This window comes from Brumimicrobium sp., from assembly GCA_023957385.1.
GTDB lineage: Bacteria > Bacteroidota > Bacteroidia > Flavobacteriales_D > Crocinitomicaceae > Brumimicrobium.
In genome coordinates this window covers 1,480,297-1,498,920 of the sequence record JAMLGZ010000001.1, presented here as the reverse complement: position 1 = coordinate 1,498,920, position 18,624 = coordinate 1,480,297, and the positions used below count along the sequence as shown (strand labels likewise).

The window sequence follows — 18,624 nt, the reverse complement described above, 5'->3', positions numbered from 1 at the left end:
CAATCAAATCAATGCTTCTTGGATTAACAAAAACTCTGCCTAATTGACAGAAGAAGAGTTTTGGAACAAGAATTGAACACAAATTTACACATAAGAAAAGGTCACTTTAAGAGAAATTTGAATAGTTATCAAACAAAGTTTTTTAATAAAAGAGAATAGATTGTATCTTTAGGGCTTTCAAATAAAAGGCAAGAATATGTTGGAGCGAATCCGATTCATGAAAGTAAATAAAAACAAGCGTTTTGAATATACGCCACGCTATTATGATGAGCGTAAAGAACGTATTGAACACTTGAAGAAACTATATGATGAAGACAGCAGTGACACGCAAGTTAAAAGGGATGAATTGCGAAGTCAAATGCAACAAGCATGGCGAGGAAAAACCTATGAAAAGCAAAAAAATGCGGCTAATATCCGACTAATTGTAATTCTGGCCGTAATTTTAGTCATTGTATATTATATCTTTGGATATGTAGATACATTTAGTGCAGAGGTAACAAATATTGACACACCTTAAAAACAGCTAATGCCAGAGATTATTCATTTATTGCCAGATAACATTGCAAACCAAATTGCAGCAGGGGAAGTAATTCAGCGTCCTGCTTCAGTTGTGAAAGAATTAGTAGAAAATGCTGTGGATGCAGGAGCTCAGAAAATAGAACTTCATGTCAAAGATGCTGGCAAAACACTGATACAGGTAATAGATGATGGAAAAGGAATGTCGGAAATGGATGCCAGAATGTCTTTTGAACGACATGCCACTAGCAAAATCACTTCTGCCAAAGATTTATTCCAATTAACTACCAAAGGATTTCGTGGTGAAGCACTAGCCTCTATCGCTGCAATTGCTCATGTGGAAATGGACACAGTAGAGAAAGATGCTAAAATTGGAACGAAAATACAAATAGAGGGGAGTAAACTAAAATCACAAGAACCAAGTACACGTTTGCGAGGTACTTCTATTTCTGTAAAAAATCTCTTTTTTAATGTTCCGGCACGAAGAAATTTCCTCAAATCAGATAATATTGAAACAAAACATATCACAGAAGAGTTTGAGCGAATTGCATTAACACATCCAGAGGTTACATTTATCTTTTCTCACAATAATAACATTATTTACAACTTAGAAAGTGCCAACTTACGCAAACGTATCGTTGACCTATATGGGAAAGGTTTTAATACAAAATTAGTTCCTATCGAAGAAGAAACAGATTTAGTTAAAATATATGGATTTATTGTAAAACCAGAATTTTCACGCAAAACTCGTGGGGAACAATTTTTATTTGTTAACCATCGATTCTTTAAAGACAATTATCTGCATCATGCCATTTCTTCTGCCTATGAAAATCTTATTTCAAATAAAGAATACCCTTCCTATTTTATATTTTTTGAAGTAACTCCAGATACTATAGATGTAAATATTCATCCAACCAAAACAGAAATTAAATTCCAACATGAAAAAAGTATCTACCCTATCTTACGAAGCACAGTCCGTTCTGCATTAGGTAAATACAATATTTCTCCTAGCCTTGATTTTGAACACGAACCTCAATTTGATCTTTCTCAAGAAGTGTTAAAACAACCTGTTCGCCAACCCGAAATAAAAGTAAACACAAATTACAACCCATTCAAGGATACTTCCACTTCATCACAGGAAAAGCCTCTATCCCCTTCCCTAAAACCCAACAAACAAGAATGGGAAGATTTTTATAAAATTACGGAAGAAGCAAAAGTAGAGCAACCTACAGAAATTGAATTTGAGGAAAAACAAGATAATAATAGCTTAAAAATACAGGTGCATAAAAAATTCCTTCTTACGCAAGTAAAATCAGGTCTTCTGCTAGTGCACATTCCAAGAGCAAATGAGCGTATTCTATATGAGACATTAATGGAACAATACATGCGACATCCTATAAGTTCGCAGCAACTATTGTTTCCGTACGAATATCAATTACAGGCAACTCAAAAATTAGAGTGGGAAAACAATAAAACAATTATCCAACGTTTGGGTTTTGAATGGGAATGGAATGGAAATATGCTCGTTTTGGGAAGTATTCCCTCTATTTTAGAGGTTGAAAACACAGCACAATGCATAGATAACATACTAAATAAAATTACATTTACAGAAATTGATAAAGGTGAAATTGTACATGAGTTAATCGTGTCGCTTGCCGCTGCAACATCCAAAAATTCTAACAAAATTCTTAGCCAAGAAGAAATGAGCTATTTAATAGAAACACTGTTTCAATATGAACAACATCAGTATTCACCAAGTGGGAAACGAATAATAAATACTATCACATTAGACGAACTAAATAATTTTCTATCATTATGAATCTACTAAACAATTTAACTCCTGTAGTGAAGAGTTTTTTAATGCTCAATGTTATTCTATTTATTATCACCTTACTTGCTCAAATGCAAGGAATTCCTCTTTCTCATTACCTCGGAGGGTTTGTATTTAACTCACCCTTTTTTCAGCCATATCAGATTGTTTCCTATTTCTTTATGCATGGTGGATTTTTCCATATTTTCTTCAATATGTTTGCTCTTGTCATGTTTGGACCCGTTTTGGAACAAGTATGGGGACCTAAAAGATTCTTTATCTTTTACTTTGTGACTGCCATAGGTGCTTACTTTTTACATCAACTTGTAGGCTACATTGAAGTACACCAAATTGAAGAACAGTTGTATGCTGCAGGTTATAATGATTTGTATGCCTTACGTGATTCAATTCATCTTAATTCTGATGGAAGTTTAAGCTATAATATTTTCGTTCCTGGAACGGAAAATCTTGTTCGGAGTTATATTGCAGGTATTTCAGTACCTGTAGTTGGCGCATCTGGAGCTATTTTTGGAATTTTAGTAGCATTTGGGTATCTCTTCCCAAACACTCAATTGATGTTATTATTTCCTCCCATTCCTATTAAAGCAAAATGGATGGTTTTAATCATGATTGGTATCGAAATATGGAGTTTGATCCAAGATAATCCATCCGATAACGTTGCTCATTTAGCACATCTCGGAGGAGCTATCTTTGGAATTATCCTCGTATTGATTTGGCAAAAAAGTTCAAAACGATTCTATTAAACTATGCATAGAAACTTCAAAGACGAATTAATTTACCAATGGAAAACAGGTGGTATGCATATCAAGTTGATAGGCATTAATATCATTATATTCCTCTTTATTAATATTCTTTTGGTAATCGGCCAATTGTCTGTTCCAAGAGGTGCCGAAAACCCTTTCATGGATTTTATAAACACCTTCTTCTCATTAAATGGAAGTTTGAAAGGGGTTTTACGGCAACCATGGGGACTTATCACCAGTATTTTTTCTCATTATGGTTTCTTCCATTTAGCTTTTAATATGGTTTTTCTCTATTTTATGGGTAAGATATTCCTGACTTATTTTTCTGGAAAAAGAATGCTTTACACCTATATTTTAGGAGGAATCGCTGGAGGTTTATTGCAGATTTTTGCCTATTCCGTTTTTCCAGTTTTTGAAGGAGTTTCTTCCTATATTGTTGGAGCTTCGGGTGGACTCAACGCTATCTTTATGGCTGCTGCATTTTATCGACCACATGAAATCATCTACCTATTTGGGCGTTTTAAGATCAAATTAATTGCTCTAGCTTTAATCTTCATCTTAATGGATATACTTCAAATGGGGAGCGGAGGAAATGTGGCTCATTTTGCTCATATAGGAGGAGCTATATTCGGCGTGATTTCTATTCAACATCTCCAGTCAAAATATAATATTGTAACTCTAGTTGAAAATACGGTGAATCGTTTCACTCAACTATTTAAACGTAAAAGTTATTTAAAAGTAAAAAAAGGAGGAAGAGATTCAAATATACACTCCCAAACCGATGAGGAGTACAATTTGAGAAAGAAACAAAAACAAGAAGAAATTGATAAAATCCTAGAAAAAATTTCAAAATCAGGTTATGAAAGCTTGACAGCAAAAGAGAAACAAATCTTATTCGACAAAAGCCAAGAATAGATTTATGGATTCTGATTCGGCTGATCCTTCATGCTTTCTTCAATAGAATCCGTAATGGGATTTACGTTAGATTTTACAGCTTTCTCAATTTTTTCAATTTCTTGTGCAAGACCTGTAGTTTGGTTATTTACCCCAATATTTGCTTCGTGAAGTGCTTTGTTGATATTAATCTCTCGCTGAATTTCTGTGCTTGACTTTTTAATTTCATCCTGAATATCCTGACTTGCGTCCCTTACTTGACGCATAAAACGACCAAAAGTACGCGCGATACCTGGGATATTTTTAGAACCAAAAAATATAAGAATAAAAAGCAGTATCACAACCACTTCAGAACCTCCAATGTTTTCTAGGAATACTAACATAGTGCAAATTTAACCTAATTCATGTAAAATGAAAAGTAGAACGCAGAAAGTTTTAGCTTAAAATGCAACTCCAATTGAATAACTCACACTTTCCGTTCCTTTCTGAAATTTAGGAAGTTCTTGAATAGCTTTTATTAAGGCCTTGTGATGTTCTGGATACAGCTGACCATAAATCTTATAATCTTTTAGTTTACCCGAAGCGGCTATTTCTAAGTCAATCACAACACTCCGGTCATATTTATCATTATTTTGCTTGATCTGAATTGGTTGAAGTTTCCCTCTGAAATAATCTTGTAGGGCTTGATCTCCACCAGGATAAGTTGGCACATCTTCCAAACTATAAGAAGAGGCTTTTGTATTTTTTTTATTACCTATTGCATAAGGCTGGCGATTCTTAGAATTTTTCACCTGTACATCAGCCGGGTTAAATTTAGTCAGTATCTGAACATCCGAAACAGACAATAATACCAATTCATTTTTCACCACTTGATTATCCTCCTGGAATATACGTGTATTATCCTTCTTTTGCTCAGCTACTTTATTTTCAGGTTTAATTTCAGAAGCAATCGTAATATCAGCATCTTCCACAACATAACTTGCAGCATCAATCTGCTTGGAATCATGCGCATATTTTTCTTTTATCTCCTTATAGTTAGTTTCTGGAGATTTATTGACTATTACAGACGGTATTTCTTGTTCATTTTCTAATGACTTTTCTGTGAATGGTTGAAAATTCACACTTAATTCAATAGGTTGATAATTAGCTTTTTCTCTAAATTGATTAAAGAAGAAAAATAAACCAAGAATAAGAATTATAGAACTTAGTCCTATCCATACCCCATAACTAGACCAAAAACCTGATTTTAAACCATATTGAATGGCAACGAGTTTACCTGTTCGTTGAGAGATAGTAGCCACAGAAGATTCAGAAATATCAGTTGCATTTTCAGCCACAGCACGCACCATAGCATTATGCTGCAGCATACTTTCTACCCAATTTCGTTCACTCTCAGACAACAAGCCATTTTTATAGGCAATTAATGTCTTCAAGGAAGGTAAATCATGATATTTCATGGATGGAGTTGACATTTCTTTTTTCTAATTCAATTTTTAATTTTCTTTTTCCATTTTGCAAATAGCTTTTCACATCATTTTCGGTTAAGGATAGCTCTGTTGAAATTTCTTTATAACTCTTATTTTCCATAAAGAAAAGCTCTACACATTTTTTTTGTTCTGGTTTCAATGTGTCCATAACTTCTTTAAACAATCTCACTATACTTTCTTCACGTTTGGCAAAAATTAATTTCAATTCTATATTCTCTTCTTCCACATCGTGATACCCCTCAATTAACTCAATTTGCTGCTTCTTATCACGGTTGTATTTGGATTTAATCAAATGATTTCGCACGACAGTATAATACCACCCACCAAAGTTTTTCACTTCTGCTTTTTGTAAATCATGATATATCAATTCAAAACATTCCATAACTGCATCTTCAGCATCTATTTCATTTTTTAAATAATTTAATGCCAGTGAAACCGTCATTTCGTTGTAGCGCTCAAACAGCAACCCAATGTAATAGCTATCTTTAGAAGATTGGAATTTTTGCACCAACTCTTCATCCGAATACTGTCCGTATTTTCTAAGTAACTGTAGTAACACGTATTGTTTTTATTGCGCCTCGACATTAAATATACTTCTTTTCTACTTAATAGGGAAAAGATTGTTTCAAATTCCATAAAAATTATGAAAAAAAATAAATAATTAAAACCCGTTGTGCATTTAGAATAAAATACAGTTTATGGTGTCAGCCCTCGATACAATTTTCTCCTATCGTCGAAAATCATGAACTGTGTAAAAATTTTTACACAGTTCATGATTTTTCGCAGAAAAATTGTATCGAGGGCTGACAATTCCTAGATAGAATCAGGCGGTCGGCTTTGCCGACCGAAAGCAGCCTCCTTGATTGTCACCCCGAGAACCTTGGTTACTCGGGGTCTATTTGTAAATTATTTTTCATTTTTTAAAACTTTACACATAAGTACATGAACAATTATTTGATTTTTTAGCCTTTTATAAATGCACAACGGCTTATTTAAAAAAAATGGATACCCATATCAACAATCTACTTTCAACCAAAAGACAATTCTATCTCCTTTTTAACAAATTGTTGAAAATTTATTATGCACTCCTAATAAAATTGAAATATTTATGTCGCTATTCCTAATCTTTTTTTAATTTTGTAGAAACAAGCAAAAAGATAAAATAATAAATATGAAAGTATTAGTATGTATTAGTAAAGCACCGGATACGACCACTAAGATTGCGTTTACAAACGGAGACACAAAATTCGACGAAAACGGTGTGAAATATATCGTAAACCCATACGATGAATGGTATGCTTTAGTAAAAGGGTTGGAATTAGTTGAAGCTAATGGAGGAACAGTAACCACAATTACTGTAGGAAATACAGAAGATGAGGCTACTATTAGAAAAGCATTGGCTGTTGGTGCGGATGACGCAATAAGAATCAATGCTGTTGCTGAAGATGCCGGTCAAGTTGCAGCTGAAATTGCTAAAGTTGCCAAAGAAGGTAATTATGATATTATTTTAGTGGGTAAAGAAACAATTGATTACAATGGTTCTCAAGTGGGGGCAATGATTGCTGAACATCTTGATTTGCCATTTGTTTCTTTAGGTGAAAGTCTTAAATTAAATGGAAATACGGCCACTTTAGAGAAAGAGGCAATTGGTGGAGTTGAAACTGTAGAGGTTGATTTACCATTCGTAGTTAGTTGTGCGAAAGGTATGGCTGAGCAACGAATTCCAAATATGCGTGGAATTATGGCTGCAAGAACAAAGCCATTAAAAGTGGTAGAACCTTCTGTGAATAGTACGCAAACAACTTTTGTAAAATACGCTTTACCTGCACCAAAGTCCGCAGTAAAATTAATCGATCCAAACAACATGGATGAATTAGTACAGCTGTTACACAATGAAGCAAAAGTTATTTAGTCATTTAAAAGTTAATAAGACATGTCAATATTAGTATATATCAATAGCAATGGTAACAAAATCGCAAAAAACTCTTTTGAAGCAGTTACTTATGCAAAAAAATTAGGAGATGTTACTGCAGTAACAAATGGAAAAGCAGATAATGCGATTTTAGCTGATTTAGGAAAATATGGTGCCAGTAAAGTATTAGTTGACCGTTCTTTTGATGGGACAGATGAACAACAAATTACTAGAATGGTAGCAACAGCTGCTGAAAAAGTAGGTGCTGAAACAGTTGTTTTTTCAGATGATTTAGTTGGGAAAGCAGTAGCTCCTCGTTTATCAGTAAAGATGAATGCGGGACTAATTTCTAGCGCAACAGGTGTTCCTCAAGGTGATGGAACTGTCCCTGTAAATGTATTCTCAGGAAAAGCATTTGCTTTTGTTAAAGCCAATACTTCAAAAAAAATTATTTCTCTTCTTCCAAATTCAATTCCAGTAGAAGAAGTAGGTGGCTCGGCGTCTATTGAAGAATTTAATGGCAATGCGGGAGACACTCGTGTAAGAGTTAAAGGAATCAATCGTCCAGAAGGAGATATCCCACTTCCTGAAGCTGAATTAGTAGTTTCTGCTGGTCGTGGTTTAAAAGGTCCTGAGAACTGGGGAATGATTGAAGATTTAGCTAAAGCATTAGGTGCTGCAACGGCTTGTTCTCGCCCGGTAGCTGACGCTGATTGGAGACCTCATCACGAACACGTGGGACAAACAGGGGTCGCAATTCGTCCTAACTTATATATTGCAATCGGAATTTCTGGGGCTATCCAACATTTAGCTGGTGTAAACGGCTCAAAAACGATTGTGGTAATTAACACAGATAAAGAAGCTCCTTTCTTTAAAGCAGCTGATTATGGTGTGGTAGGAGATGCTTTTGAAGTAGTTCCTAAATTAGTGGAAGCTGTAAAAAAATTCAAGGCTTCTAACTAAACATTCGATAATAAATACTATTTTTACCATAAGAAGTTAGGGAGACCATGCGCCTCCCTAATTTTTATGAAATAGCTGACATTACGGAGAATGAAAAAAGTAAAGCTGGAAATTATTGGACTTTCATACAGTCAAACACAATCTGGAGCATACGCACTGGTTCTTTCTGAAACAGATGGCCAACGCAGATTACCTATTATTATTGGAGGATTCGAAGCTCAAGCAATCGCTATTGAACTTGAAAATATGAAACCTTCTCGCCCTCTCACTCATGATTTAGTAAAAAATATTGCCGATACCTTTGGTATTTTAGTTAAAGAGATTGTAATTCATAGTTTACGTGAAGGCATTTTCTATTCTAAACTAATCTGTGAAAGCAATGGGAAAGAAGTAGAAATAGATGCCCGTACATCTGATGCTATTGCTTTAGCAGTTCGTTTCAAATGTCCTGTATATACCTATGAAAGTATTCTAAGTTCTGCAGGAATTCGCATGGATCAGGAAGAGGAAGAATCAGGGGAAGCAAAAGAAACAGAAACACCACAAGTCGAGCAAAATAAAACCGATAAACAAGATTTTTCTAAATTATCTATCAAAGATCTCGAAAAACATTTAGAAAAAGCAGTAGAAAATGAAGACTATGAAATGGCGTCAAAAATACGTGACGAGATAAATAAACGTACCTCTTAATTTATTTCTACTTTCTATTTCAATTACTTTCCCACCTAGAAAGTCGAAAACATTTCTAATATGAGCATCAAACTACGATTAACTATTTTAAGCTTCCTACAATTTGCCGTTTGGGGAGCTTATCTAACTTCTATGGGAAATTACCTTGGAAGAATTGGATTAGGAGCTGAAATCGGACTTTTCTATGCCATGCAGGGGATTGTTTCTATTTTTATGCCAGCCATTTTAGGGATTATCGCCGATAGATGGATTCCTGCTCAGCGTTTATTAGGAATAAGTCATTTCATTGCTGCCATTGGAATAATTGCAACAGGATATTATGGAATGATACATGGAACAGAAGCAGATTTCTCTATGCTTTTTCTTTTCTATTCCATTAGCGTTGCCTTTTATATGCCAACCATAGCCCTATCTAATTCGACAGCATATTCGATTCTAGTTTCAAATGACTTTAATACAATTCAACACTTCCCTCCTATCCGAACATGGGGAACTATTGGCTTTATCATTGCTATGCTCTTTGTGAATTTTGCAGGAAATATACAGGGAGAATTTATGCTTAGCTTTTCTCACACAGAAGGATTTATGAGCTTTCAAAATGGATATGAGCAATTTTATGTATCTGGAATTTTAGGTATTATTCTATTCTTATACACATTTACACTTCCTAAAGTTCCCGTTTCTTCTTCTAAAGAGAAAAGAACATTATCGGATGCATTAGGCTTAAAAGCTTTTGCGCTGTTTAAAGAAAAGAGAATGGCCATATTTTTTATATTCTCTATGCTTCTTGGAGTTTCGCTTCAAATCACAAATGGATATGCTAACCCATATATTACAGGGTTTAAAAACATTGATGAGTTCGCGCAAGCTTGGGGAGCAAATAATGCAAATGCGCTAATTTCTATCTCTCAAGTGTCTGAAACTTTGTGTATTTTACTTATTCCATTCTTCTTAAAAAGATTTGGTATCAAAAAAGTAATGCTTATGGCTATGATTGCCTGGTTTCTGCGATTTGGGCTCTTTGCCATAGGAGATCCAGGTGCTGGTGCTTGGATGTTCGTTCTCTCAATGATTGTATATGGAGTTGCTTTCGATTTCTTTAATGTTTCAGGGTCTCTTTTTGTTGATTTGGAAACAGATAAAAATATACGTTCAAGTGCACAAGGTGTATTCATGGTTATGACAAATGGATTAGGTGCCACTATCGGAATGCTCGGAGCTGGTGCCATTGTGAATCATTTTGTATTTGCACAAACCGACATTCTCCTACAGTTGCAAGGTTGGAGAATATCTTGGGCTATTTTTGCAGGATTTGCACTCATGGTAACGATTGTTTTTGCCTTGGTTTTCAAATACAAGCACAACTCCACTCAACTTGAAAATATTTCCAAACATTAATATGCTTAGGTTATGCAGATAAAAGGAGAACTGAGAAAGATGCCTGTTCATCTTAATCACGACAATCTGGTGGAGTATCAATTGTTATTTTATCACACAAACCAAAAGACTGAATTATCGGTTCTAGCCAATGATTTCATAGGTAGTCAAATCACCTTCAAGTTCACCGGAAACATCTATTGCATAAGTTGTGGAATAAAAACAGTTTCTTCGTTTAATCAAGGATTTTGCTACAATTGCTTTAAGAATTCCCCTGAATCTGCGGAATGCATTATACGTCCAGAGTTATGTCGCGCACACGAAGGAATAGGAAGAGATGTAGCTTGGGAGCAAATCAATCATAATCAACCACATATAGTATATTTAGCAGCTACAGATGCAATTAAAGTAGGAATTACACGCAAATCAAATATTCCGGCACGTTGGATAGACCAAGGGGCTAGCGAGGCTATCATACTAGCTGAAACTCCAAATAGATATGAAGCAGGAATCATTGAAGTGGCCCTTAAATCAACCTTTGTAGATAAAACAAACTGGAGAACAATGCTTACTAATCAAATTGATACAAGCATTGATTTAGAGTCTAAGAAATGGGAATTGGAAGAAATTCTACCTAGCGATATATCTCAGTATATTTCAGATGAAGACCAATTAACTCCAATTAATTATCCTGTTATTCAATTTCCAGAAAAGGTAAGCAGCGTGAATCTTGAGAAACAACCAGAAATAACTGGAAAACTCATGGGAATTAAAGGACAGTACTTCCTCTTTGAGAATGGAAAGGTGATGAATATTCGAAGACATACAGGATATGAAGTAGAATTCATTGTGGAATAAATTCTCATTCAGTAAATTACTACAACTTATCTAAAATGTAATTCCTTTGTCAATTCATTATATGCTGCAGTATAGTTTCCTTGTACATCTCGGATTGTAAAATCAGAAATAGAAACCTGTTTCTCAACATTTTTTGCAAAGACTAGAATATCACGCACATGATTTCCTGGCTTTCCGAATATCTGAATTACTTTTTTTATGTTAACTAATTTTTGTTGTTGGGTTAATTCCTCATACCTATTACTAGGTACAATCATCCACAATTCACCATTTTCAGATAATAATTCTAATGAATGAATAATTAGATCTATCACCGACATGCTATCCTCATGACGCGCTAAACTACGTAGGTTATTTTCGGAAGGCATTTGGGTGTTAAAATAAGGTGGATTGGAGATGATTAAGTCAAACTTCTCTGAAACTTGATAATCAAGAAAATTTTGATGAACAACATGCATTCTTGAAGCAAAAGGAGATTGCTTAAAATTAAAATCTGCAACCGAGGTAGCATCTTCTGAAATATCTAGACCAGTCACTATAGCTTGAGTGAATTTTTGTGCGCAAATTAATGCTAACACACCATTACCTGTTCCTACATCCAAGATTTGTTTTGGCTCATAAGTATCTACTAAAGCACCTAAAACCATAGCATCTGTGCCTACTTTTTGAGGAGCGCCATCTTGCTCGATTTCAAAATATTTAAATCGAAATACCGACATGGTTTAGATGTTAATCTAAATACATTTCGATTAAACCTTCTGGAGCAGAAACGTGTAGTTCTCTCTTTGTTCTATCTACTGATTGTACTAAATTATTGGCAAGTGGTAATAGTATTTCTACATTTTTCTCTTTATTGATGATTTGCAATAAAGGATTTACGGGTAAATCTAGCACACAATCCACCTCTCCAACTTTCCCATAATTTATATCAAAAACGACAAAACCAACAATCTCGTGATCGTAGAAATTTTTACCAGATAATTCAGGAAGCAGACTTAGGGGTAGAAAAAGAGGCTTCTTTACTAATTTTTTAGCTTCCTCTTCTGTATCAACATCTTCAAACTTTACACGAGCAAAACCCTTATTGTTTAGTTCAAGTTTATCTATAAAGTATGGGATAAGTACGCCTTCTTTCTCAATAAATACAGCTTCAATTTCTTGATAGTCGTAAGGATTAGTAGTGTCAAAAAAAAGCGAAACTTCACCTTTAAATCCGTGAAGTTTCGCTACATATCCTAGATTAAAGCAATCTGCTTTATTCATTCCAAAGAGAAATATTAATTTTCTTCTGTTGGTTCTCCTTCAGCTGGAGCTTCTGCTGCTGGTTCCTCTGCTGGTGCTTCTGCTACTGGCTCCTCTGCTGGTGCTTCAGCAACTGGTGCTTCTTCGTTAGCAGTTTCTTCAGCAGATGCTTCTTCAGCTACAACTTCCTCTTGTGGAGTGTTTTTAGCTTCGATCGCTTTTGCTTTTGCTTCTTTAGCTTCTTTTTCAGCAGCTAATTTAATCTCAGCTTCTTTCTTTTTAGCAACCACATGACCTTCAGCCTTTTTAGTGATTTTGCTTTCTTTTTCACTTAACCATGCCGCAAATTTCTTTTCAACATCAGCTTCAGTTAATGCACCTTTTACAACTCCACGAAGTAAGTGATTTTTATATAACACTCCTTTGTAAGATAAAATAGCGCGTGCAGTATCTGACATTTCAGCTCCAACTCCTACCCAATGTAAAGTTCTGTCGAAATTGATATCGATAGAAGCAGGGTTAGTGTTTGGATTGTAAGTTCCTAATTTTTCAATGAAACGTCCATCACGCTTTGCACGTGAATCAGCTACTACTAAATGGTAAAAAGCATTTCCTTTTTTACCGTGTCTTTGCAATCTAATTTTTGTTGCCATAACTTGTTTTTATAAGTTGGAGTCCGAAACTCCGATTAATAAATAATTTAATTTGAGGGTGCAAAGATAATAAACTTATCTATAACTCAATGAATTTTATAGGATTATTTTAATATTCCCTTTTATCCTCCTTTTCTTCCCACTTCTTAAACACTTTCCATGCTTCATCACGCATAAAAGGTTGTATGGAAATACTACGTTTATCATGTGGTAATTGGATTTCATGATAAATAAAGGAATCATCAAATCCAATTGCTGCTGCATCATTCTTTGTATTAGCAAAATATATCTTACCAATTCTTGCCCAATAAATTGCAGCTAAGCACATAGGACAAGGTTCACACGATGTATAAATCTCACAACCTTCTAGAGAGTATGTTTGCAATTTTTGGCAAGCTAAACGAATGGCATTTACTTCAGCATGGGCGGTTGGATCATTATCTATGGTAACCCGATTAGCACTTTCTGCAATAATTTGTCCATCTTTTACGATTACTGAACCAAAAGGTCCTCCTCCACTTTCCACGCTTTGGGCAGACAATTCAATGGCTCTTATCATAAAATCTTTATGCATACTACTCGCTAAACATATCCTTCACACGTTCAAAGAAGCCTTTTTCTTTTCCGCTTGGATGTGGCTTAAAGTTATCATTTTCACGCAACTTTTCCAAAATTTCTTTTTCTTCTTTCGATAATTTTTGTGGAGTCCACACATTGATGTGTACAAACTGATCTCCTATTCCATAGTTGTGAACACTTGGCAATCCTTTTCCTCGTAACCTTAGCATCTTTCCACTTTGTGTGCCTGACTCAATTTTTATTTTGGCTTTTCCTTTAATGGTTGGCACTTCAATCATTCCACCTAATGAAGCATCAATAAAACTAACAAAAGCATCGTAATGCAGGTTTTGTCCATCTCTTCGTAAATGCTCATCATCTTTCACTTCAACCACCACCAATAAATCACCAGGAATTCCATCAAAAGGACCTGCATTTCCTTTTCCACTAACAGATAACTGCATACCATCTTCTACTCCAGCTGGGATATCAATTTCAATCAATTCCTCTTTACGCTCCAATCCCATACTATCAGCACTCGATGGTTTACGGTCAATAATTTTACCTGCTCCTTGACAATTTGGGCAAGTAGAAGCAGTTTGCATGGCGCCCAAAAAAGTTTGAGTTACACGTTGCACGCGTCCTGTGCCATGACAAGTGGGACATTCTTTAAAAGTCACCCCCTTAGCATTTACCAACTTGTTTACCTTAATTTTCTTACGTACACCATCCGCAACTTCCTCTAATGTCATCTTGATTTTGATACGTAAATTAGTCCCTTTCACATGGCGTTGTCTGCTTCCTCCGCCACTAAAACCACCACCGAAACCACCAAAATGTCCACCGAAGATATCACCAAATTGAGAAAAGATATCGTCCATATTCATCCCTCCTCCGCTGAATCCTCCAGCAGAACCATCAACTCCAGCATGACCAAATCGATCATAACGCTGACGTTTCTCAGCATCGCTTAATATTTCATATGCCTCCGCTGCTTCTTTGAATTTTTCTTCAGCATCTTTATCATCCGGATTCTTATCTGGATGATACTTAATTGCTAGTTTTCTATATGCCTTCTTTAATTCATCTGCAGACGCATTTTTATTAACGCCTAAGACTTCATAATAATCTCGTTTACCACTCATACAACTCTATTATTGACCCACTACCACTTTCGCATAGCGTATCACTTTGTCATTTAAAAAATATCCTTTTTCAACTACGTCCATCACCTTTCCTTTGCTATCAGCGTCAGGTGCAGGAATATTAGTAATGGCTTCATGTTGTTCAACGTCAAAAGTTGTTCCTATACTTTCCATAGGTTTTAAACCTTTTCCAACAAGAATACTATTTAATTTGCCATAAATTAATTGGAAACCTTCTTTGATTGCCTCTGCATCAGAAGATTTCTCATTATTCTCTATTGCACGTTCAAAAACATCTAATACAGGTAGAAGATCTCTAATTACATCTTCAGAAGCATTCGCTAGAATTTCTAACTTTTCCTTGCTGGTTCTACGTCTAAAATTGTCAAATTCTGAATATAAACGCATGTATTTGTCATTCAATTCTTCTATTTTGGCTGACAAAGTTTCCTCTTCTGAAACGGTTTCTATCGTTTCTTCTTGAACCTCTTTCTCGTCGTTATTTTGCTCTACCGCTTTATTATCCTCAGTTTCTTGTTTATTCTCTTCTAATTTTTTATCTTTTCTACCCATCATATTTTTTATAAAAATAATTTCTTTCCTCTTAAGCAAAGGCTTTGCCAATAGTACAAAACAGACATAATGTCAGGAAAAATATAGTTCAGTGACAAACCACAGCAAAATAAGGAGCTTTTAGATAGAGTCGTGAAACTAAATTAACTAAAATCGAGCCTAGTTTATAGTAGCAAAGGAAATCCATTAATGTGCTGCAAGCCAATTCTCAGCAAATTCCATTTCTATATCCAGAGGAACAACAAGCTGCACCGCTCCTTCCATTTCTTCACGGACAATCTTTTCTACAATATCTTTTTCTGTTTTCAATACATCAAAAATCAATTCGTCATGGATTTGTAAAATCATCTTGGACACTAATTTCTCTTCTTGAAAACGCTTGTAAATATGAATCATGGCTATTTTGATAATATCTGCAGCACTTCCTTGTATAGGTGCATTGATTGCATTTCGTTCAGCAAATCCTCGAACGATTGCATTGGTCGAATGGATGTCTGGCAAATATCTTCTTCTCCCCATAATCGTTTCGACATATCCCAATTCTTTGGCCTTTTCCTTCACGTCGGAGATATATTTTACAATCGTTGGATATTGTGCGAAATAATTATCGATAATTGTTTTAGCTTCTCCCCGAGAAATCCCCAAATTTTGTGATAAGCCAAATGCAGATTGTCCATAGATAATTCCAAAATTCACCGCCTTTGCATTGCTTCGCTGTTCTTTAGTTACATCTTTTATATCGGCTATACCATATACCTTTGCAGCAGTAGATGCGTGAATATCTTGCTTATTTTTAAAGGCTTCAATCATGTTTTTATCTCCGCTCAAAGCTGCAATAATGCGCAATTCGATTTGAGAATAGTCGGCAGACATAAAGTAATAATCATCATTTCTTGCAATAAATGCCTTACGGATTTCTCTTCCTTTTTCTGTTCGAATAGGAATGTTCTGCAAGTTTGGATTCGTTGAACTTAGTCTACCAGTTGCTGTAACCGTTTGCATAAAATGTGTGTGCAATCTTCCTGATGTATCATCTACTAAATCTGGCAATGGATCCACATAAGTGCTTTTCAACTTACGTAAAGAACGATAATCTAAAATCAACGGAATAATTGGGTGATCATTAATATGTGCTTGCAATGTATCCTCCGATGTAGAATATTGCCCAGTTTTAGTCTTTTTGGCTTTTTTTGAAATTTGTAGCACTTCAAATAGTACTTCACCTAATTGTTTTGGAGAGTCTAAGTTAAACTCCATTCCTGCTAAGCCTGTGATTTTTTCTTCCAAGTCCTTAATAGAAACATCTAACTCTTTAGAAAACTCATTCAATCTGGCTATATCCAGCTGAACTCCTTCTTGTTCCATTGATTTTAACACCTCCGTTAAAGGCATTTCTATCTTGTAAAATAAATCTTTGACGTATTCTTTTTGAATTTCTGGTTCGAATAGGTTTTTTAACTGCAAAGTAATATCTGTATCTTCACAACAATAGGTACAAATCAATTTTTGATCTGCTTCCCACATTGTTTTTTGGTCCTTTCCTCGTTTACCAATCAAAGATTCTATATGAATGGTTTTATAATGCAAGTAATATTCTGCCAATAAATCCATGTTATGTCGCCCGTCGGGAGTTAGCAAGTAATGTGCTATCATGGTGTCAAAACGCGGTCCTTGAATGGTAACCCCATAGCGATTTATAACCTGCTCATCGTATTTGATGTTATGAGCGATTTTTTCAATGCTTGTAGACTCAAAAATTGGAGAAAATTCTTGTACTATCTTTTTTGTTTGTTCAAAATCATTGGTGAAAGGAATATAAAATCCTTCTTTTTCTTGGTATGAAAATGCCATACCAACTAGGTCGGCATTTCGTGACTCTAAATTATCTGTTTCTGTATCAAAGCATACTGATTTTTGTTGCAATAAAGTTTGAATTAATTGCTTCCTCCCCTCTTCAGAATCTATGAAATGATAGTTTGGTTTTTCACTTTCAACAGTTTTTAACTCAGTAATAACTTCCGGTTCTTTAGTAAGCTCTTGAGGTGCATCTTGAGGAGTACCGAATAAATCCAATTGTCCAGATCCCACAGGAGATTGCGTAGCAGTAACAACAATCTCTTCCCCTAGTATTCGTTTAGCTATCCCTTTAAATTCCAATTCAGTCAGAATAGCAATTAGTTGCTCTTTGTTAGGTTCTCCTATTTTTAATTCTTCAGGAATAAAAGGCACATCTACATCTGTTATGATTGTTGCTAATTGCTTAGACAATAAGCCTTGCTCCTTGAAATTCGTTAAATTCTCTTTTCGCTTTCCTTTAAAGTCATCCAAATGCTCAAAAATGGCTTCCATAGAACCGTATTTCTGAATAAGTTCCTTTGCCGTCTTCTCTCCTATTCCAGGTATTCCAGGGATATTATCCGAAGCATCTCCCCATAAACCGAGAATATCTATGACCTGATCTGTGCGTTCAACCTCAAATTTTTCTAGTACTTCTGGAATCCCCATGATAGATGCTGGTTTTCCGCCTCTACCTGGTTTATAAATCAAGGATTTTTCGGTTACCAATTGACCAAAATCTTTATCAGGCGTCATCATGTAAGTCACATAGCCTTGTGTTTCAGCTATTTTAGCTAAGGTACCTATCACGTCATCTGCTTCATATCCTGTCTTCATTAATATGGGGATATTTAATGCCTTCACAATCTCCTTAATTGGATCTATCATATTACGAATATCCTCTGGCATAGCTTCTCGTTGTGCCTTGTATTGCTCAAATTGTTCGATACGATTAGTGGGACCACCAGGAGCATCAAAAACTACAGCGATATGAGTTGGTTGCTCATTATTTATGATATCCAATAAAGCGTTCGTAAAACCAAAAGCAGCAGATGTGTTTATTCCTTTTGAGTTAATTCGAGGCGCCTTAATAAAAGCATAATATGCACGATAGATCAAGGCAAAAGAGTCTAAAAGAAATAGTTTTTTTTCAATTTTTGGAGTTAACATGTACTGTTGTTTTGATAAGTTTCAAAGATAAGGAATTATTTTATTTGACATCCATTTGTTGGGTAACTCCAATAACTTGTTTTGCTTAATTGAAAGTTTAGAATGGATTGTTATCACCTCTTGCAAAACAAAATATTTTTTACTTTGTTTTGAATTATTTGTAACCAAAGAGAGTT

Annotated in this window: 19 protein-coding genes; 9 read left to right on the top strand and 10 right to left on the bottom strand. The window is 35.1% G+C overall.

Annotation, left to right across the window (positions count from 1 at the left end; translation table 11 throughout):
* Positions 1-196: 196 nt before the first annotated feature.
* The 4 genes from M9897_06630 to M9897_06615 are packed head-to-tail and all read left to right on the top strand — an operon-like array spanning position 197 to position 4,005.
* Positions 197-517: a hypothetical protein gene (locus M9897_06630; GenBank protein MCO5268551.1), complete on the top strand. Its 321-nt coding sequence runs from the start codon at positions 197-199 to the stop codon at positions 515-517.
* 9 nt (positions 518-526) lie between these two features.
* A complete protein-coding gene (gene mutL / locus M9897_06625; protein MCO5268550.1) occupies positions 527-2,335 on the top strand; it encodes a DNA mismatch repair endonuclease MutL in 1,809 nt (602 codons plus the stop codon).
* Positions 2,332-3,090: a rhomboid family intramembrane serine protease gene (locus M9897_06620; GenBank protein MCO5268549.1), complete on the top strand. Its 759-nt coding sequence runs from the start codon at positions 2,332-2,334 to the stop codon at positions 3,088-3,090. Before mutL ends, M9897_06620 begins: the two co-directional genes overlap by 4 nt.
* A gap of 3 nt (positions 3,091-3,093) precedes the next feature.
* A complete protein-coding gene (locus M9897_06615; GenBank protein ID MCO5268548.1) occupies positions 3,094-4,005 on the top strand; it encodes a rhomboid family intramembrane serine protease in 912 nt (303 codons plus the stop codon).
* Between the two features lie 2 nt (positions 4,006-4,007).
* Here the strand turns inward: M9897_06615 and M9897_06610 are convergent, their stop codons facing one another.
* Genes M9897_06610 through M9897_06600 form a run of 3 tightly spaced genes read right to left on the bottom strand, consistent with a single transcriptional unit; the run spans position 4,008 to position 6,030 of the window.
* Positions 4,008-4,367 carry a twin-arginine translocase TatA/TatE family subunit gene (locus tag M9897_06610; protein ID MCO5268547.1) on the bottom strand — a complete coding sequence of 120 codons (360 nt, stop codon included), beginning with the start codon at positions 4,365-4,367 and terminating at the stop codon, positions 4,008-4,010.
* A gap of 57 nt (positions 4,368-4,424) precedes the next feature.
* On the bottom strand, positions 4,425-5,456 hold the full coding sequence (locus M9897_06605; protein MCO5268546.1) for a hypothetical protein: 1,032 nt from the start codon (positions 5,454-5,456) through the stop codon (positions 4,425-4,427).
* A complete protein-coding gene (locus M9897_06600; GenBank protein ID MCO5268545.1) occupies positions 5,428-6,030 on the bottom strand; it encodes a sigma-70 family RNA polymerase sigma factor in 603 nt (200 codons plus the stop codon). Before M9897_06600 ends, M9897_06605 begins: the two co-directional genes overlap by 29 nt.
* Before the next feature lie 612 nt (positions 6,031-6,642).
* Between M9897_06600 and M9897_06595 the strand changes: the two genes are divergently transcribed.
* The 5 genes from M9897_06595 (at position 6,643) to M9897_06575 (ending at position 11,271) form a co-directional block, all read left to right on the top strand.
* Entirely contained in the window at positions 6,643-7,383 is a 741-nt protein-coding gene (locus tag M9897_06595; GenBank protein ID MCO5268544.1) for an electron transfer flavoprotein subunit beta/FixA family protein, read from the top strand.
* Between the two features lie 21 nt (positions 7,384-7,404).
* The gene (locus M9897_06590) at positions 7,405-8,346 is read left to right on the top strand and encodes an electron transfer flavoprotein subunit alpha/FixB family protein (protein MCO5268543.1); all 942 of its coding nucleotides are present in this window, start codon (positions 7,405-7,407) and stop codon (positions 8,344-8,346) included.
* A gap of 90 nt (positions 8,347-8,436) precedes the next feature.
* The gene (locus M9897_06585) at positions 8,437-9,036 is read left to right on the top strand and encodes a bifunctional nuclease family protein (protein MCO5268542.1); all 600 of its coding nucleotides are present in this window, start codon (positions 8,437-8,439) and stop codon (positions 9,034-9,036) included.
* Positions 9,037-9,096: 60 nt separating this feature from the next.
* Positions 9,097-10,434, top strand: coding sequence for an MFS transporter (locus M9897_06580; GenBank protein ID MCO5268541.1), 1,338 nt, complete (start codon positions 9,097-9,099; stop codon positions 10,432-10,434).
* 12 nt (positions 10,435-10,446) lie between these two features.
* Positions 10,447-11,271, top strand: coding sequence for a DUF2797 domain-containing protein (locus tag M9897_06575; protein MCO5268540.1), 825 nt, complete (start codon positions 10,447-10,449; stop codon positions 11,269-11,271).
* Between the two features lie 26 nt (positions 11,272-11,297).
* On the opposite strand, the gene M9897_06570 is transcribed toward M9897_06575, so the two are convergent.
* The 7 genes from M9897_06570 to polA form a co-directional block, all read right to left on the bottom strand.
* The gene (locus M9897_06570) at positions 11,298-11,990 is read right to left on the bottom strand and encodes a methyltransferase (GenBank protein ID MCO5268539.1); all 693 of its coding nucleotides are present in this window, start codon (positions 11,988-11,990) and stop codon (positions 11,298-11,300) included.
* A gap of 10 nt (positions 11,991-12,000) precedes the next feature.
* Positions 12,001-12,534, bottom strand: coding sequence for a ribosome maturation factor RimM (gene rimM, locus M9897_06565; protein MCO5268538.1), 534 nt, complete (start codon positions 12,532-12,534; stop codon positions 12,001-12,003).
* A gap of 14 nt (positions 12,535-12,548) precedes the next feature.
* Entirely contained in the window at positions 12,549-13,166 is a 618-nt protein-coding gene (locus M9897_06560; GenBank protein ID MCO5268537.1) for a 30S ribosomal protein S16, read from the bottom strand.
* Positions 13,167-13,275: 109 nt separating this feature from the next.
* Entirely contained in the window at positions 13,276-13,740 is a 465-nt protein-coding gene (locus tag M9897_06555; GenBank protein ID MCO5268536.1) for a nucleoside deaminase, read from the bottom strand.
* A gap of 1 nt (position 13,741) precedes the next feature.
* The gene (gene dnaJ, locus M9897_06550; GenBank protein ID MCO5268535.1) at positions 13,742-14,869 is read right to left on the bottom strand and encodes a molecular chaperone DnaJ; all 1,128 of its coding nucleotides are present in this window, start codon (positions 14,867-14,869) and stop codon (positions 13,742-13,744) included.
* 9 nt (positions 14,870-14,878) lie between these two features.
* Positions 14,879-15,445, bottom strand: coding sequence for a nucleotide exchange factor GrpE (locus tag M9897_06545; GenBank protein MCO5268534.1), 567 nt, complete (start codon positions 15,443-15,445; stop codon positions 14,879-14,881).
* 183 nt (positions 15,446-15,628) lie between these two features.
* Entirely contained in the window at positions 15,629-18,448 is a 2,820-nt protein-coding gene (polA, locus tag M9897_06540; GenBank protein ID MCO5268533.1) for a DNA polymerase I, read from the bottom strand.
* Positions 18,449-18,624 lie beyond the last annotated feature (176 nt).

Excerpts from the sequence above, each read along its gene's own strand:
- M9897_06630 (MCO5268551.1), top strand. The coding sequence starts at position 197 with ATGTTGGAGCGAATCCGATTCATGAAAGTAAATAAAAACAAGCGTTTT.
- mutL (MCO5268550.1), top strand. The coding sequence starts at position 527 with ATGCCAGAGATTATTCATTTATTGCCAGATAACATTGCAAACCAAATT.
- M9897_06620 (MCO5268549.1), top strand. The coding sequence starts at position 2,332 with ATGAATCTACTAAACAATTTAACTCCTGTAGTGAAGAGTTTTTTAATG.
- M9897_06615 (MCO5268548.1), top strand. The coding sequence starts at position 3,094 with ATGCATAGAAACTTCAAAGACGAATTAATTTACCAATGGAAAACAGGT.
- M9897_06610 (MCO5268547.1), bottom strand. The coding sequence starts at position 4,367 with ATGTTAGTATTCCTAGAAAACATTGGAGGTTCTGAAGTGGTTGTGATA.
- M9897_06605 (MCO5268546.1), bottom strand. The coding sequence starts at position 5,456 with ATGTCAACTCCATCCATGAAATATCATGATTTACCTTCCTTGAAGACA.
- M9897_06595 (MCO5268544.1), top strand. The coding sequence starts at position 6,643 with ATGAAAGTATTAGTATGTATTAGTAAAGCACCGGATACGACCACTAAG.
- M9897_06590 (MCO5268543.1), top strand. The coding sequence starts at position 7,405 with ATGTCAATATTAGTATATATCAATAGCAATGGTAACAAAATCGCAAAA.
- M9897_06585 (MCO5268542.1), top strand. The coding sequence starts at position 8,437 with ATGAAAAAAGTAAAGCTGGAAATTATTGGACTTTCATACAGTCAAACA.
- M9897_06580 (MCO5268541.1), top strand. The coding sequence starts at position 9,097 with ATGAGCATCAAACTACGATTAACTATTTTAAGCTTCCTACAATTTGCC.
- M9897_06575 (MCO5268540.1), top strand. The coding sequence starts at position 10,447 with ATGCAGATAAAAGGAGAACTGAGAAAGATGCCTGTTCATCTTAATCAC.
- M9897_06570 (MCO5268539.1), bottom strand. The coding sequence starts at position 11,990 with ATGTCGGTATTTCGATTTAAATATTTTGAAATCGAGCAAGATGGCGCT.
- rimM (MCO5268538.1), bottom strand. The coding sequence starts at position 12,534 with ATGAATAAAGCAGATTGCTTTAATCTAGGATATGTAGCGAAACTTCAC.
- M9897_06560 (MCO5268537.1), bottom strand. The coding sequence starts at position 13,166 with ATGGCAACAAAAATTAGATTGCAAAGACACGGTAAAAAAGGAAATGCT.
- M9897_06555 (MCO5268536.1), bottom strand. The coding sequence starts at position 13,740 with ATGCATAAAGATTTTATGATAAGAGCCATTGAATTGTCTGCCCAAAGC.
- dnaJ (MCO5268535.1), bottom strand. The coding sequence starts at position 14,869 with ATGAGTGGTAAACGAGATTATTATGAAGTCTTAGGCGTTAATAAAAAT.
- M9897_06545 (MCO5268534.1), bottom strand. The coding sequence starts at position 15,445 with ATGATGGGTAGAAAAGATAAAAAATTAGAAGAGAATAAACAAGAAACT.
- polA (MCO5268533.1), bottom strand. The coding sequence starts at position 18,448 with ATGTTAACTCCAAAAATTGAAAAAAAACTATTTCTTTTAGACTCTTTT.